Genomic DNA, 14,504 nt, shown 5'->3' with positions numbered 1-14,504 from the left:
CGGCACCTTCGCGTCTTGGATAGTGACGCAGTTGCCCGGGCGTGGGGACCGGTGCGGACCGCCGGCTTTACCGAAGTGGCCACCGCTTTGACCGGCCTGCGCGAGCCGCCGAAAGCCGGGCGCGCACCATCCAACCGGTGCCGGGCCGCATGGTCCGCCTGATGGGAAACGCGCCGCTTAGCGAAGTCAAGCGGCACGTCACACGGCAGCGCCGTGGACGCGGCTCGTCCATAATGTGATCATGACTCCCACTCCCGCAGGTGCCCAAGTCGTCGGACGGCTGGCCGCGGTGCTGCGCACGGTCAGCGGGGCCATGCCGCAGGGCATCACCACGACCGAGGTCGCCCGGCACACCGGGCTGGCGCGCCCCACCGTGCACCGGCTGCTTGGCGCACTGGTGGCAGAGGGGTTCTGCGACCACGACCACCAGGCCGGGCGCTGGCTGCTGGGTCCGGAACTCTACCTGATGGGAGCGGTCGCGGCCGAACGCTACGACATCAGCGACATGGCCCGGGAGCACGTCGCCGCGCTCGCCGAAGCGACCGGGGAAAGCGCCTTTCTCTCCGCACGGCGCGGGGACGAGACCGTGTGCCTGCTGCGCCAGGACGGCGCCTTCCCAATCCGCTCGTTCGTACTCTACGAGGGCAAACGCTTCCCGCTGGGCGTGGCCTCGGCCGGGATCGCGATCCTGGCCTTCCTGTCCGCCCCGGTGGTGGAGCGCTACCTGCAGGCCAATGACTTCACCGAACGCTACGGAGACGCGCACAGCCCGGCCCGGCTGCGCGAGAAGGTCCGCGAAACCCGCAAACTGGGCTACTCGGTCAACCCAGGGCTGATTGTCGAGGGCAGCTGGGGGATGGGAGCCGCCGTCTTTGACGCCTCCGGGTCCCCGGCCTGGGCCCTGAGCGTGACCGGCATTGAATCCCGCTTCACCCCCGGGCGCCGCCCGGAACTGGGGGCATTGCTGCTGCACCACGCCCACGAGCTCTCCCAACAGCTGCGCCGCGGGTAGTTTGAACCCGCAACGGGAATCGGCCCAGCGCCGGTGCGGCCGATACCATGCAGGAAGGCCATCAGGCACAAGGGAAAGAGATTAGATGACACCGGAGGAATTCCGCCGCCAGGCCCACGAACTGGTGGACTTCATTGCCGACTACCGCGCCGGCATCGACCAGCAACCGGTGATGTCCACCGTCGAACCCGGCCAGGTGGCCGCGCAGCTGCCCGCGCAGGCGCCGGAAGAGGGCGACGGCGGGGCGGGGCTGCTAGAGGACGTGCAGCGCATCGTGATGCCCGGGCTCACTCACTGGCAACACCCCAGCTTCTTCGGATTCTTCCCGTCGAACTCGGAGCTGTCCTCGGTGCTCGGGGACATGCTGGGCACCGGGCTGGGAGTGCTCGGCCTGTCCTGGGAATCCAGCCCAGCCCTGTCCGAGATCGAGCAGACCGTAGTGGACTGGACCCGCCAGCTCTTTGGGCTGCCCGAGCAGTTCCGTGGCTCCATCCAGGATTCGGCCTCCAGCAGCACCCTGATCGCGCTGCTGTGCGCGCGGGAACGCGCCACCGATTTCGCCCTGGCCCGCGGCGGCCTGCAGGCTGAGGAAGCGCCCCTTATCGTCTACGCCAGCCGCTATGCCCACAGTTCGGTGGAAAAGGGCGCATTGCTGGCCGGGTTCGGCCGGCAGAACATCCACTGGATCGACACGGACCAGAACCACGCCATGGACCCGGCCGCACTGGCCGCGGCCATCGCGCAGGACCGCGCGGCTGGACGCATCCCCGCGGCCATCGTGGCCGCGACCGGCACCACCACCACGACCGCTGTTGACCCCTTGCGGGAATTGGGAGAGATCGCAGCGCGTCAGGAGATCTGGTTCCACGTGGATTCGGCGATGGCCGGCTCGGCGATGATCCTGCCCGAGTACCGCTGGATGTGGGACGGGATCGAGTACGCCGATTCGGTCGTGGTCAACGCCCACAAGTGGCTCGGGGTGGCGTTCGACTGCTCCCTGTACTTCGTGCGCGACCCGCAGCATCTGGAACGCGTCATGGGCACCAACCCCAGCTACCTGCGTTCCGAACGTGATGACCAGGTGACCAATCTGCGCGATTGGGGGATCCCGCTGGGGCGGCGCTTCCGTGCCCTGAAGCTGTGGTTCATGCTGCGCGCCGAAGGGGCCGAGCAGCTGCGCGCCCGGCTGCGCCGCGACCTGGAAAACGCTCGGTGGCTGGCCGAACAGGTCAGCTCCACCCCAGGGTGGAAGCTCGCCGCCCCGGTCAACCTGCAGACCGTGTGCGTGGTGCACGAACCGCAGGGCGCCAGCGCCGAGCAGGTCGATGAGCACACCCAGCACTGGGCCCGGCAGCTGAACCTCTCCGGTCGTGCCTATGTTTCCCCGGCCGTGCTGGAGGGCCGCTGGATGGTGCGGGTTTCCATTGGCGCCCTGGGCACGCAGCGCTCCCACGTGGAACAGCTGTGGCGGGACCTGCGGCAGGTGGCCGAAGGAAACTGAGCCGGATGAGACGGCACCCCCGCCGGCCGGGGCCGCGGGGGTGCAGGACCGGTGGACTTCCCAGGCCAGGTCTAGAGCTTCTCGCGGCGTACCAGGCGGGTGCCGGTCTTCACGAGCATCAGCACCAGCAGCAGCACTCCCACATAGCCATTGATGACGTAGACAATGTTGACCATCTGGCTGAAGGGCAGCACCAGGCCGATCACGGTGCCCAGCGCCGCCAGGGCGATCGTCAGGTACTTGAAGCGCGGGGTGCTGTCGGGGAAGAAGCGGCTGGAGACGGTCCACAGCAGCGGGACCGCGGTGGTGTAGATGCCCGCCAGGATCATCACCGAGATCCCCGAGGCCAGCACCGGGCTGATGTCCCGGGCCAGCACCAGCATCGGGATCTCGGTGCCGCCGACCTTCACGATATTGGCCAGCAGACCCAGCCCAACGATAATGCACGCCACCGAGAAAGCCACCGCGCCCATTGCGCCTCCGGCGGCGGCCTCCTTCTTGCTGCGGGCGGTCTTGCCCAGTGCGGTCAGGAACGCCGCCAGCCACAGCATGCAGAACCCGACGTAGGACAGCCCGGCCATGAACCAGCTACTCGAGGCCTGGGTCAACTCCAGGCCGGGCAACAGCGCCTGCCCCTCGGAGATCCCCTGCGGGTTGCGCAGGATTCCGGTGATGCCCAAGCCAATGGCAATCACCACGATCAGCGGCCCGATCTTGCCAATGACGTCCACCAGTGACTTCAGGCCAAACCAGACGCTGATTCCCACAGCGAGCGCCAGGCCGATGCCGCCGAGGTACTTCGAGAGCCCGTAGTGTTCCTCGAAGACGGCTCCGGCGCCCGAAACCATCACTGTGAAGCTGAGGAAAACGAACACGATGGAGAAGAAGTCGAAGAAGGTGCCCAGGTACCGGCCGCAGTAGTAGTGGAAGATCCGCGAGGGCTTTTCGAATTTCTTGGCTTGCCCGACGACGAAGAACTCGATGACCACGTAGGTCATCAGGGCCAAAACCAGCAGTCCCGTGCCAAAGACGCCCCAATAACCGTATGAGGTGAAGTACTGCAGGATTTCCTGGCCGGTGGCAAAACCCGAGCCGATCAGGAAGGCAATGATGGCTCCGGCAAAGGTCGCCAACCGAAGGAAGTTGGTCTTTTCCGTTGTGCCCAACCCGGCGCGGGTCGCGGTTCTATCTGGCATGGGCAATTTTTCCTCCACAGCAGCAAAAGTATGATCGGTGATTAATAAGCAATTGATATATCAGTGTCCTGCATCACACTAGGGTGGCCGTGTGACCCAGTCAACAGTTTGAGTGAAGATTTCGCGCCCATGTCCAAGGAACGCAAGGCGCATGGCTGAGCTGATAGATGCTTCGCGCAGCGGCTCGCTGGAACCCGGTGATCGGATCACGATTTCCATGGTGGTGCTGCAAGCCTGTTGGAGTGCGGGGCGATGGTGGACAGCCCGGCGAGCGCGTTTGCTCACAAAGGGGTCGGCCATCCTGGCGCCCGTTGCGGTGCGTTGAATGTAGGCGGCTCGTTCAACGAGCTCTGGTTAGGACCGCCAGAATCGCGCAGATCGCGCCAAAGGGGCATGATGGGGACATGCACAACACATCCGCGCATCCGTGGACCAAGAACTACCAGCCCGGGGTGCCCGCCGAGATCGAGCTGCCCACCGAATCGCTGGCCCACATGTTCGCCCGCTCCGTCGCCCAGGCCGGGGACAGCCCGGCCACCGAATTCTTCGGACGGCAGATGAGCTATGCCGAACTCGGCGAACAGGTGGAGCGCGTGGCCGAGGGGCTGCGCCGGCTCGGTGTGACCGCGGGGGAGAGGGTTGCCCTGATCCTTCCCAACTGCCCCCAGCATGTGATCGCGTTCTACGCGGTGCTGCGCCTGGGCGCCGTGGTGGTGGAGCACAATCCGCTGTACACCTCCCGCGAACTGCGCCACCAGTTCGAGGACCACCAGGCCCGGGTGGTGATCGCCTGGGACAAGGCGGTGCCGGCCCTGCAGCAATTCCCCGAGGATGTGCAGATCGACACCATCGTCGCGGTCAATCTGCTGCAGGCGTTCCCGGCCACCAAGCGCCTGGCGCTGGGTCTGCCGGTGAAGAAGCTGCGTGAGGCCCGGGCTGGGCTGACCGCACCGGCCCCCGGGACGATGAGCTGGAAGCAGCTGGCCAAGTCCGACCGGCTGAACCCACGCCACCCGATGCCCGAGGTGGATGACCTGGCGGTTATCCAGTACACCTCCGGCACCACCGGGCACCCCAAGGGCGCCATGCTCAGCCATTACAACCTGTACTCCAATGCGCTGCAGGGAGAGGCGTGGATGCTCGGGGCGGAGGAGCGCAAGGAAGTCCTCTACGCGATCCTGCCGATGTTCCATGCCTTTGGGATGACGCTGTACCTGACGTTCGGGATTAAGAAGCAGGGCCTGTTGGTGCTCTTCCCCAAGTTCGAGCCGAAGCTGGTGCTTGATGCCTGGAAGAAGTCCCCGGCCACCGTGTACTGCGCGGTGCCGCCGATCTATGAGCGCACCGCCATGGGGGCGCTGGAGCGCGGCATCTCATTGCGATCGGCCAAATACTGCATTTCCGGGGCGATGAACCTGCCCGATCACGTGGTCGAGCTGTGGGAGTCGGTCTCCGGCGGACTGTTGGTGGAGGGCTACGGGATGACCGAATCCTCGCCGGTGGCGCTGGGCAATCCCTTCCACCCTTCACGGCGCACCGGGACCATTGGGATCCCCTTCCCTTCCACGGACATGAAGGTGGTCAGTCTCCAGGAGCCGCACGAAGCGGTGGAACCCGGGCAGCCCGGCGAGCTGCTGATCAAGGGGCCGCAGGTGTTCTCCGGCTACTGGAACAACCCGGAGGAGACGGCCAAGGTGCTTACCGCCGAGGGCTGGCTGCACACCGGGGACGTGGTGACGGTGGACGACGACGGATTTGCCACGATCGTGGACCGCGCCAAGGAACTGATCATCACCGGCGGTTTCAATGTCTCGCCCACCGAGGTGGAGGCGGCGCTGCGTCAGCATGCGGATGTGGCTGATGCGGCCGCGTTCGGTGAGCCGCTGGCCCGCGGCGGAGAAATGGTGGTCGCCGCGGTGGAGCTGAACGAAGGCGCGCAGCTGGATGAGCAGGCGCTGCGGGAGCACTGCCGCGGACTGTTGGCCGCCTACAAGGTGCCCCGGAAGATCCGGCAGGTGGAGGAGCTGCCGCGCTCCATGCTCGGAAAGATCCTGCGCAAGCAGGTGCGCGAGCAGCTGGGCGGCACCGACTAGCGGTTACTTGGCCGGGGCCCGCGGGGTGACCTGCGGGCCCCTCTTTGCATGTTCAAACAGGTAAAACCTATGTATTAGGACGTAAAAAACAGTTTTACGGATGTGATCTATTCCATTCAGTATGGAAGCAATACGCTTCCCGACTGAAAGGACAGGGCCCGTGGCCTCCAACCTCGCACCCCACGTCGTCACCCTGGGCACCGCCGGCGGCCCCCGCTGGTGGACCGGGGCCAACGCCGGCAAACGCGCCGGAATTTCCACCGCCGTGGTGGTCGGCGACGCCGTCTACCTGGTCGATGCCGGTTCCGGGGTGGGCAATCAGCTGATGAAGGCCGGGTTCACCCCCGGGGACCTGCGCGGGATCTTCCTGACCCACCTGCATTCGGATCACACCATCGATCTGGCCTCGCTGGCGATCTTTGGGCTGTTCACCATCCCCGCCGGCAAGCGGCCCATCCAGATCCTGGGCCCCGGGGACCGCGGCGCGCTGCCGCCGGTTTCGCCGCGCGCCCAGGTGGCACCGCAGCCGCTCTACCCGCACAACCCGACTCCGGGCACCGCCGACATGTTCAGCCACCTGATGCAGGCCTACGCCACCGACCTGAACGACCGCGTTATTGATGCGCTGCGCCCCTCCCCGCTGGAGTACTTCCAGGCCAGCGACATCCAGATCCCTGCCCACAGCGGGTACCACCCGAACCAGAACCCAACCCCGGCGGGACTGGAACCGTTTGAGATCTACCGCGATGAACTGGTCACCGTCACCGCCACCCTGGTCCAGCACCCGCCCATCGCCCCGGCGTTCGCCTTCCGCTTTGACACCGAAGAGGGCTCGGTGACGATTTCCGGGGACACCGCCCCCTGCCAGAACCTGGTCACCCTGGCCCGGGACACGGACCTGCTGCTGCATGAGGCCATCGACTTCGAGTGGGTGCAGCGCGCCTACGGTTCGCTGGGCACCGAGGAGGCGGAGGCCTCCATGGACCACCACCGCCGCTCGCACACCTCCGCCGCCCAGGCGATCGCCCTGGCCGAACAGGCCGGGGCCCGCACCCTGGCGCTGCACCACCTGGTGCCCGGCACCACCCCGCTGGAAACCTGGCTCTCCCACGCCCGGGACTTCTCCGGCAGCTTCCTGGTCCCCGATGACCTGCAGGTCATTTCCTTCGCCCGCGCCCTGGCAGAAAAGGCAGTCTCATGAGCAACCTCACCGACCAGCAGCAGGACCGCGAACTGCGGGTCCCGTCGCTGAACTCCCCGCAGATGCGCCGCATCCTGGCCTCCAGCTTCATCGGCAGCGCCATCGAGTTCTATGACTTCATCCTCTATGCCACCGCCGCGTCCCTGGTGTTCAACAAGGTCTTCTTCGTGAACCTGACCCCCGGGGTGGCGTTGTTCGCCTCCTTCGCCACGCTGGCCGTGGGCTACCTGGCTCGGCCGCTGGGCGGCATCGTCTTTGGCCACTTTGGCGACAAGGTGGGACGCAAGGGCGTGCTGATCACCTCCATGGTGATGATGGGCGGGGCCTCGACCATCATCGGGCTGCTGCCGCCCACCGCCCAGGTGGGCATGGTCGCCCCGATTGCGCTGATCCTGCTGCGCATCCTCCAGGGCCTGGCCGTGGGCGGTGAATGGGGTGGGGCAATGCTCATGGCCCTGGAACACGCGCCGAAGGAACGGCGCGGCTTCGCCGCCAGCTTCGCGAACATGGGCGGGCCGGCCGGTGCGGTGTTGGCGACCCTGGCGGTCTCCGCGGTGTCGCTGCTGCCCAATGACGTGTTCCTCTCCTGGGGTTGGCGCATCCCGTTCATCCTCTCGGTGCTGCTGGTGGGCATCGGGCTGGTCATCCGGCTGAAGGTAGCCGAATCCCCGCTGTTCCTGGCTTTGGAGGACAAGGCGGAGGAAAAGAAGACCCCGATCATGCAGGTGCTCACCCAGTACCCGAAGTCGGTGCTGCGCGGCACCCTGGTGGGGATGAGCTCCTACACCGTGCAGGGGCTGATGACCGTCTGGGCGATCTCCTACGTGGTGGAGGACATGGGGATGGACCGCACCGCGGTGCTGAACATCAAGGCCGTCGGCGCCACGCTGACCGTGGTCGGCATCTGGTTCGCGGCCCGCTATTCGGACAAGCTGGGACGCCGCCCGGTGATGCTGGTGGGCATTGCCGCCGGGGCGCTGGCGGCGCTGCCGATCATGTGGCTGCTGCAGCTCGGTGCGCTGTGGGCATTCGCCATCGCCCTGTTTGTGGCCAACGGGCTGATCCAGGCGTTCATCTTTGGCCCGTTCGGGGCGTTCACCGCCGAACTGTTCCCCACCCGGATCCGCTACACGGGTGCTTCCCTGGTCTACCAGCTTTCCTCCACGGTCGGCGCCGGGTTCACCCCGATGATCGTGGCCGCCCTGGTGCTGCTTGGCGGCGGATCGCTGTGGCTGGTGGGCATCGTGTGGGCCGCGACGTTCGTGATCGCCGCGCTGGCGATGCGCAACGTCAAGGAAGGCAAGGACGCGGACCTGATGGCCGAACAGATGTAGGAGCGCGCACGGCCGAACGCGACTGCACCGGGGGCGTCCGGGAGCTTTTCCTAGGAAGAGCCCCGGGCGTCCCCGGCGTCGCGTTCGGCGCCCACCTGTTCGCAGAAGTCCAGGAAGGCGCGCAGCCGCAGGCTGGGGCGTTCGGAGGCGGTGTAGGCGACGCAGATGTCGCTGACCCCCACCGGGCCTTCGATCTCCAGCACCGCCAGCGGCAGCCCGTCATAGCTGACGTTCACAGGCGGGCGCTGCACCAGCACCGTGTAGCCCAGACCGCGGGCCACCATGCCGCGCACCGCCTCGAAGCTCTGCGAACTCCAGCGCACCTTCGGATCCAGGCCGGACATGCGCAGGTTCACCAGCTGGTTATCACGCACCGTGGGCAGGTCCAGGCCCACGAAATCCTCCTCGGCCAGTTCGCTGAGCCGCACCGAGGAGCGGGCGGCCAGCCGGTGGTTGGCGGCGACCAGAACATAGGGCCGGCCGGACATCACGGTGCGGTGGTGCACCTGGGGCAGCAGGTGGCGGGTGTGGGTGAGCACCACATCCAGGTGCCCCTTGAGCATCTGCTGCTGCAGCTCCGCCCCGTCACCCTCCACCAGGGTGACGCTCAGGCCCGGGTTCGGCTTGGTGAACTTTTCACAGATCACCGGGATCCAGAAGGCCGCCAGCGAGGAATAACAGCCGATGACCAGGGGGCCGGCCAGGGTGGTTTGGCGTTCAATGATCTGCCCCTGCACCTCCTCGGCGTGGCGCATCAGTTCGCGCGCATCATGCAGGAACACGGTGCCCACCGCCGTCAGCTCCACCCCGCGGGCGCGGCGGCGCACCAGCAGCTGGGCGCCGACCGCGCGTTCCAGATCATCCATCGCCTGGGACATGGCCGCCTGGGAGATGTGGCTGGCGGTTGCGGCCGCGGAAATGGAACCGGCCTCGGCCACCGCCAGGAAGTAGTGCAGCTGGCGCAGGGTGTAGTTGATCACCTGGCCAGTTTAGCCAGCGCCCGGGCGCCGGCGGGCACCGTGTCCCCGCCGGGAAGAGGCAGGCGCAATGGTTCTCTGGCTAGCGCAGCCGCGGCACCGCGGAGAGCAGGCGCTGGGTGTAGGGGTGCTGCGGATTGGCGAACACCTCGGCGGTGGGTCCGTTCTCCACGAACCGGCCCTGGTACATCACCGCCACCTGATCGCTCATGTGCTCGATCACCGACAGGTCATGGCTGATGAACAGGTAACTGGTCCCGGTCTGGACCTGCAGTTCATCCAGCAGGTCCAGCACCGTGGCCTGGATGGACACATCCAGCGCGGAGACCGGTTCGTCCAGCACCAGCACCGCGGGTCTGGGGGCCAGGGCCCGGGCAATCGCCAGGCGCTGGCGCTGGCCTCCGGAGAGCTGGGTGGGGTAGCGGGCGGCCAGCTGCTCGTCGAGCTGCACCTGGCGCAGCAGTGCGTGGACCTGATCGCGCACCGGGCCCAGGCGCCGGCTGCGCCCGGAGGTGAGCGCATCGGCCAGCAGCGCCCCGACCGTGTAGCGCGGGTCGAAGGAGCCCAGCGGGTTCTGGTAGATCGCGCCCATGGCCCGGCGCAGCGGGCGGCGTTCGGCTTCCCGGGCGGGCACGAACCCGCGCCCCAGCAGCCGTACCGTGCCGGCGTCCGGGCGCTGCAGGCCCAGCACCATGCGCGCGGTGGTGGTCTTGCCGCTGCCCGATTCGCCCACGATCCCCAGGGTGGCCCCGCGCGGCAGCGTGAAACTGACGTCATCCACCGCCAGTTGGCCGCCGAAGGCCTTGGACAGCCCGCTGACCTGCAGCGCCGGTTCCGGCCGGGACTCGGTCTGCGCGGTGGCGGCCGGTGCCGGCTGCGGCGCCGGGCGTGGGGTGCTGGCCGCCAGCGGGGTGAAGCGCGGCACCCCGGAGGGGACGGCGCGCAACAGGGTCTGGGTGTACTCGTGGCGCGGGGCGCCCAGCAGTTCTTCGGCAGGACCGCTTTCCACGATCTTCCCGCCGCGCATCACCGCGATCCGGTCCGCGACCTGCGCCACCTGGGCCAGGTCGTGGCTGATCATCAGCACCGCCCGGCCCTGCGCCTTCAGCTCACGCAGCTGGCGCAGCACCAGGGCGGTCAGCCCCGCATCCAGGGCCGTGGTCGCCTCGTCGGCGATCACCACCTGCGGGTCCCCGATCAGCGCCTGGGCGATCAGGGCGCGCTGGCGCATGCCGCCGGACAGTTCCCCGCTGCGCTGGGCGGCGCGGCGGGCCGGGTCATCCATGCCCACCGCCTGCAGCATCTGCAGCATCCGGGCGCGGCGTTCGGCGCGCCGCGTTCCACGCAGCGCGTCTGAGATTTCCCGGCCCACCGGGCGCAGCGGGTCCAGTGCGGAGAGCGCGTCCTGCAGCACCATGCCGATCTGCGCCCCGCGCACGGTCCGCCAGCCGTTTTCACCCAGCCTCAGCCCGTCCTGGCCGAGCACCCGCAGCCGGTCGGCGGTGACGGTTCCGCCGCTGAGCCCCAGCAGGCTGCGGGCGGTCACCGACTTGCCTGACCCGGATTCGCCCACCAGCGCCAGGCACTGCCCGGCGTGCAGGGTGAAGCTGACCCCGTCCACCGCGCGCTGCGCGCCAAAGCGCACCGCCAGCTGCTCGACTTCGATCAGCGGCGCAGCGCCGGGGTTTTCCCGCTTCGTGGTGCTTGCCCTCATGCCGCGTTCACCTTTCCGCCCAGTGCCCGGCCGATCATCGTTGCCCCGGCGGCCACCACCACGATGGCCAGGCCCGGGAAGAAGCTCAGCCACCAGGCCAGGTGCAGGTAGGTGCGCCCGGCGGCGAGCATCGCACCCCATTCCGGGGCCGGCGGGGGAGTGCCCAGCCCCAGGAAGGACAGCGCCGAGGCCCAGATGACCGCCTGGCCCACCCCCAGGGTGATCAGCGCCAGCAGCGGGCGCAGGGCGTTGGGCAGCAGGTGGTTGCGCACCTTGGCCAGGGTGCCGCGGCCCAGCACGGTGGCGGCCTCCAGCATTTCCGAGGCCTTCAGGGTGCGGATCTGGCTGCGCACCAGCCGGGCGTAGCCCGGCGCGGTGGACAGGCCCACCGCGACGATCGCCGGACCGACCCCGGGGCCGGTGAACGCGATGATCAGCAGCGCCATCAGCAGCGAGGGAATCGCGTACAGCGCCTCCAGCACCCGCAGGATCGCCTCGTCCAGCCAGCGCGGGGACAGGGCGGCGGCGGTGCCCAGCAGCACCGCGATGCCCATGCCCAGGGCGGTGGCCGCCACCCCGATGAACAGCGAGTCCCGGGCGCCGTGCACGATCCGGGTGAGCACATCGCGCCCGGATTCGTCGGTGCCCATCACGTGGTGCAGGTTCGGGGCCTGGAACGCCTCGGCTGGGTTCACCGCCAGCGGGTCGCCCGGGGCCAGCCACTGCGGGAAGAGCGCGAGCACCACCAGCAGCATCAGGAACACCCCGGTCCCGAGCTTCGCCAGCCGGCTCATGCCCGGACCCCGGCCGGGTTGATCAGCCGTTCCACGGCCTCGGTCACGGCCATCACCACCATGTAGCTGGCGGCGGAGAACAAGGCGATGCCGGTGACCATGGGGATGTCGCGGGAGAGCACCGCGGAGAGCAGCGCCCGGCCCAGCCCCGGGCGGGCGAACACGGCTTCGACCACCACGGCCCCGGAGAGCAGGGAGGAAAACGCCCAGCCGGTCAGGCTCAGCGCCGGCAGCGCGGCGTGGCGCAGCCCGTGGCGCCAGAACAGCTGCAGCCGGCTGGCCCCGCGGGCGCGGGCGGCCAGCGCGAACTGGCTGGAAAACGCGGAGGCCAGCGAATCGCGCATCAGCTGGGTGAGGAACCCGGCCAGCGGCAGGGCCAGGGTCAGCACCGGCAGCAGCAGCCCGGCCGCGCTGCCGTTGTCCACCGCCGGCAACCAGCCCAGCATCGTGGAGAACACCATGATCAGCACCGCGCCGAGCCAGAAGTGCGGCACCGCGGCGGCCACGATCTCCACCGTGTTGCCCAGCAGTTCACCGAACCGGTTGGCGCGCAGCGACAGCGCGGCGAACACCAGCGCCAGCACCCAGGCCAGCACCAGTCCCAGCAGCGCCAGCACCATGGTGGAGGGCAGCACCTCGCCCATGACCGTGAGCACCGGGTCCTTCAGGGAATAGGAGGTGCCAAAGTCCAGGCGCACCAGCTTGCCCAGGAACATCAGGTACTGCGCCGGCAACGGCAGATCCAGTCCGTACTCGGCGCGGGCCGCGGCCAGCGCCTCGGCCGAGGCCTGGGAGCCGGGACCGCCCATGATCGCCTCGGCCGGGTCCCCGGGGATCAGCCGGATGCCCAGGAAGATGGCGGTGGCCACCAGCCACAGCACCACCAGCGCCCCGCCCAGCCGTCGGCCCAGCCACCGCAGCGTACCCATCATCGGTTGCCCGGTGGACCCTAGCGGTCCAGGAACACGTCGTAGTACACCGGGGTGGAGACCGCGGTGGTCGCGCCCATGCCCTTGACGTCCTTGCCGTAGAGGAAGTGGTTCTGCTGGTCGTACAGCGGCAGCACGTAGTAGCCGCCCAGGATCAGCTCCTGGGCCTTGCGGTACTTCTCGGCGCGTTCGTCCTCATCCTCGGTCTGCTCCGCCTCGGTCAGCAGCTGGTCGATCTGCGGGTCCTTGAGCTGGGCGTTGTTCGCGAAGTAGCCCGAGGGGGCCGGCACGGTGGAGTCCGAATGGTAGAGGATGCGCAGCACGCTGGGCCCGACCTTCGTGTACGGCGCGGAGACCAGGTTGTACTCGTGCTTGGCCAGTGCCCCGTACCAGCTGGAGAGGTCCAGCAGGTTGATCTTCACTTCGATTCCGACCTTCTTCGCCGAGGCCTGGATCTGTTCGAACAGGGACTGTTCGGCCGGCACCGACTGGTTGGTGGACACCGGGAAGCTGACGCTCAGCCGCTTGCCGTCCTTCACCCGGTAGCCCTCGGCGTCACGTTGGTTCCAGCCAGCCTCGTCCAGCAGCTGCTCGGCCTTGGCCACGTCCGGGGCGAAGAGCGCCTCCTGGGAGATGCCCAGCGGCTCCACGGAGGAGAGCAGCGAGTAGCTGCGCGGGGCGGTGCCGAAGAACAGGGCGTCTATGCCCGCGTTCACATCCAGCGCGCGGATGAACGCCTCGCGCACCTTGATGTCGTCAAACGGGGCCTTGGCGCTGTTCAGCTCAATGCGGTTTGAGGCGCCCGGGCGCGGGGCGTCCAGGTGCCCCAGCCCGGCGCCCTCGGCCGAGGAGATGGTGTCCGGCTGGGCGTTGTCGATCACGTCGACCTCACCGGAGGACAGGGCCGCGTAGCGGGTGGCGGTCTCCGGGATGAAGCGCCAGGTGATCCCGTCCAGGTAGGCGCCCTGCTGTTCGCGCCCCTGCTGGGGAGCCGGGGAGACATAGTCCTCGTTGCGCACCAGGTGCACCGCGTCCTGGCGGTCCCAGGAATCGACCTTGAACGGGCCGGTGCCCACCGGGGAGGCGCAGTTCGCGGACTGCTCGCGCTCCAGCGCCTTCGGGGACTGGATGGCGGTCCACGGCATGGACAGCGACTCCAGCAGCGCGTTGTCCGGGGTGGACAGGTGCAGTTCGGCGGTGCGCTCGTCCACCAGCTTGATCTGGTCGACCTTGCCCACCGCCAGGTACCCGGTGGAGGAGGCGGTGTCCGGGTCCTGCAGGTGCTCGATGTTGGCCTTGACCGCCTCGGCGCCCAGCTTCGTGCCGTCGTGGAAGGTGATGCCGTCACGCACGGTGATGGTGCGCACCAGCCCGTCCTCGGACACCTTCGTGGACTCGGCCAGCCACGGCACGATCTGGCCGTTCGCGTCCTTGGTGAACAGCGTCTCCAGGTACTGCGAGGCCACCAGCGCCTGCGGGTAGTTGCCGCCCACGTGCGGGTCCAGGCAGGTTGGTTCGGCGTCCCCGGAGGCGTAGATCAGTGTGCCGCCGGTGACCGGGTCCGCCGATTCGCCCTGCGGGGAGGGGCTGGTGGGGCTGGAACATCCGGCCAGCACGGCCAGGCTCAACGGGATGGACAGCGCGCCAAGGGCCAGGCGCCGGGAACGGGCGGTGCGTTGCTTCAAGGGGAAAATACCTCGTGGGGCGAAAAATGATGGATAGTCCTGGGTTCCACAATAGTCACCCGGGCCCG

At 68.2% G+C, this 14,504-nt stretch carries 11 protein-coding genes; 5 read left to right on the top strand and 6 right to left on the bottom strand.

The window, feature by feature from the left end; genetic code table 11:
- Positions 1–241 precede the first annotated feature (241 nt).
- Both AC6I21_RS13580 and AC6I21_RS13575 read left to right on the top strand, forming a co-directional pair.
- Complete coding sequence (locus AC6I21_RS13580; protein ID WP_138926841.1) at positions 242–1,012, top strand: IclR family transcriptional regulator; 771 nt, start codon at positions 242–244, stop codon at positions 1,010–1,012.
- A gap of 85 nt (positions 1,013–1,097) precedes the next feature.
- Positions 1,098–2,513, top strand: coding sequence for a pyridoxal phosphate-dependent decarboxylase family protein (locus AC6I21_RS13575; protein WP_497762606.1), 1,416 nt, complete (start codon positions 1,098–1,100; stop codon positions 2,511–2,513).
- Positions 2,514–2,584: 71 nt separating this feature from the next.
- Here AC6I21_RS13575 and AC6I21_RS13570 read toward each other — a convergent pair whose 3' ends face one another.
- Entirely contained in the window at positions 2,585–3,709 is a 1,125-nt protein-coding gene (locus AC6I21_RS13570; RefSeq protein ID WP_346922419.1) for a YkvI family membrane protein, read from the bottom strand.
- Positions 3,710–4,113: 404 nt separating this feature from the next.
- Here AC6I21_RS13570 and AC6I21_RS13565 point away from each other — a divergent pair, with 404 nt between their 5' ends.
- The 3 genes from AC6I21_RS13565 to AC6I21_RS13555 all read left to right on the top strand — a co-directional run bounded on the left by AC6I21_RS13565 (position 4,114) and on the right by AC6I21_RS13555 (position 8,337).
- Entirely contained in the window at positions 4,114–5,802 is a 1,689-nt protein-coding gene (locus tag AC6I21_RS13565; RefSeq protein ID WP_138926833.1) for a long-chain-fatty-acid--CoA ligase, read from the top strand.
- 160 nt (positions 5,803–5,962) lie between these two features.
- Complete coding sequence (locus AC6I21_RS13560) at positions 5,963–7,003, top strand: MBL fold metallo-hydrolase (RefSeq protein WP_497762605.1); 1,041 nt, start codon at positions 5,963–5,965, stop codon at positions 7,001–7,003.
- Positions 7,000–8,337 carry an MFS transporter gene (locus AC6I21_RS13555; RefSeq protein ID WP_346922417.1) on the top strand — a complete coding sequence of 446 codons (1,338 nt, stop codon included), beginning with the start codon at positions 7,000–7,002 and terminating at the stop codon, positions 8,335–8,337. Before AC6I21_RS13560 ends, AC6I21_RS13555 begins: the two co-directional genes overlap by 4 nt.
- 50 nt (positions 8,338–8,387) lie before the next feature.
- On the opposite strand, the gene AC6I21_RS13550 is transcribed toward AC6I21_RS13555, so the two are convergent.
- The 5 genes from AC6I21_RS13550 to AC6I21_RS13530 all read right to left on the bottom strand — a co-directional run bounded on the left by AC6I21_RS13550 (position 8,388) and on the right by AC6I21_RS13530 (position 14,436).
- Positions 8,388–9,317 (bottom strand): LysR substrate-binding domain-containing protein, encoded by a 930-nt coding sequence (locus AC6I21_RS13550; protein ID WP_138175739.1) that lies wholly within the window; start codon positions 9,315–9,317, stop codon positions 8,388–8,390.
- Between the two features lie 79 nt (positions 9,318–9,396).
- Positions 9,397–11,028, bottom strand: a complete 1,632-nt coding sequence (locus AC6I21_RS13545) for a dipeptide ABC transporter ATP-binding protein (RefSeq protein WP_497762604.1) — start codon at positions 11,026–11,028, stop codon at positions 9,397–9,399.
- Entirely contained in the window at positions 11,025–11,822 is a 798-nt protein-coding gene (locus tag AC6I21_RS13540; RefSeq protein ID WP_497762603.1) for an ABC transporter permease, read from the bottom strand. Before AC6I21_RS13540 ends, AC6I21_RS13545 begins: the two co-directional genes overlap by 4 nt.
- A complete protein-coding gene (locus AC6I21_RS13535) occupies positions 11,819–12,754 on the bottom strand; it encodes an ABC transporter permease (RefSeq protein WP_396277342.1) in 936 nt (311 codons plus the stop codon). The genes AC6I21_RS13540 and AC6I21_RS13535 overlap by 4 nt, the downstream gene beginning before the upstream one ends.
- A 17-nt stretch (positions 12,755–12,771) precedes the next feature.
- Positions 12,772–14,436, bottom strand: coding sequence for an ABC transporter substrate-binding protein (locus AC6I21_RS13530; protein WP_497762602.1), 1,665 nt, complete (start codon positions 14,434–14,436; stop codon positions 12,772–12,774).
- Between the last annotated feature and the right edge of the window lie 68 nt (positions 14,437–14,504).

This window comes from Glutamicibacter sp. St.4D3 (assembly GCF_059728615.1).
Note: the sequence above shows the minus strand (reverse complement) of the source record. Positions and strands in the feature narration are given on the sequence as shown.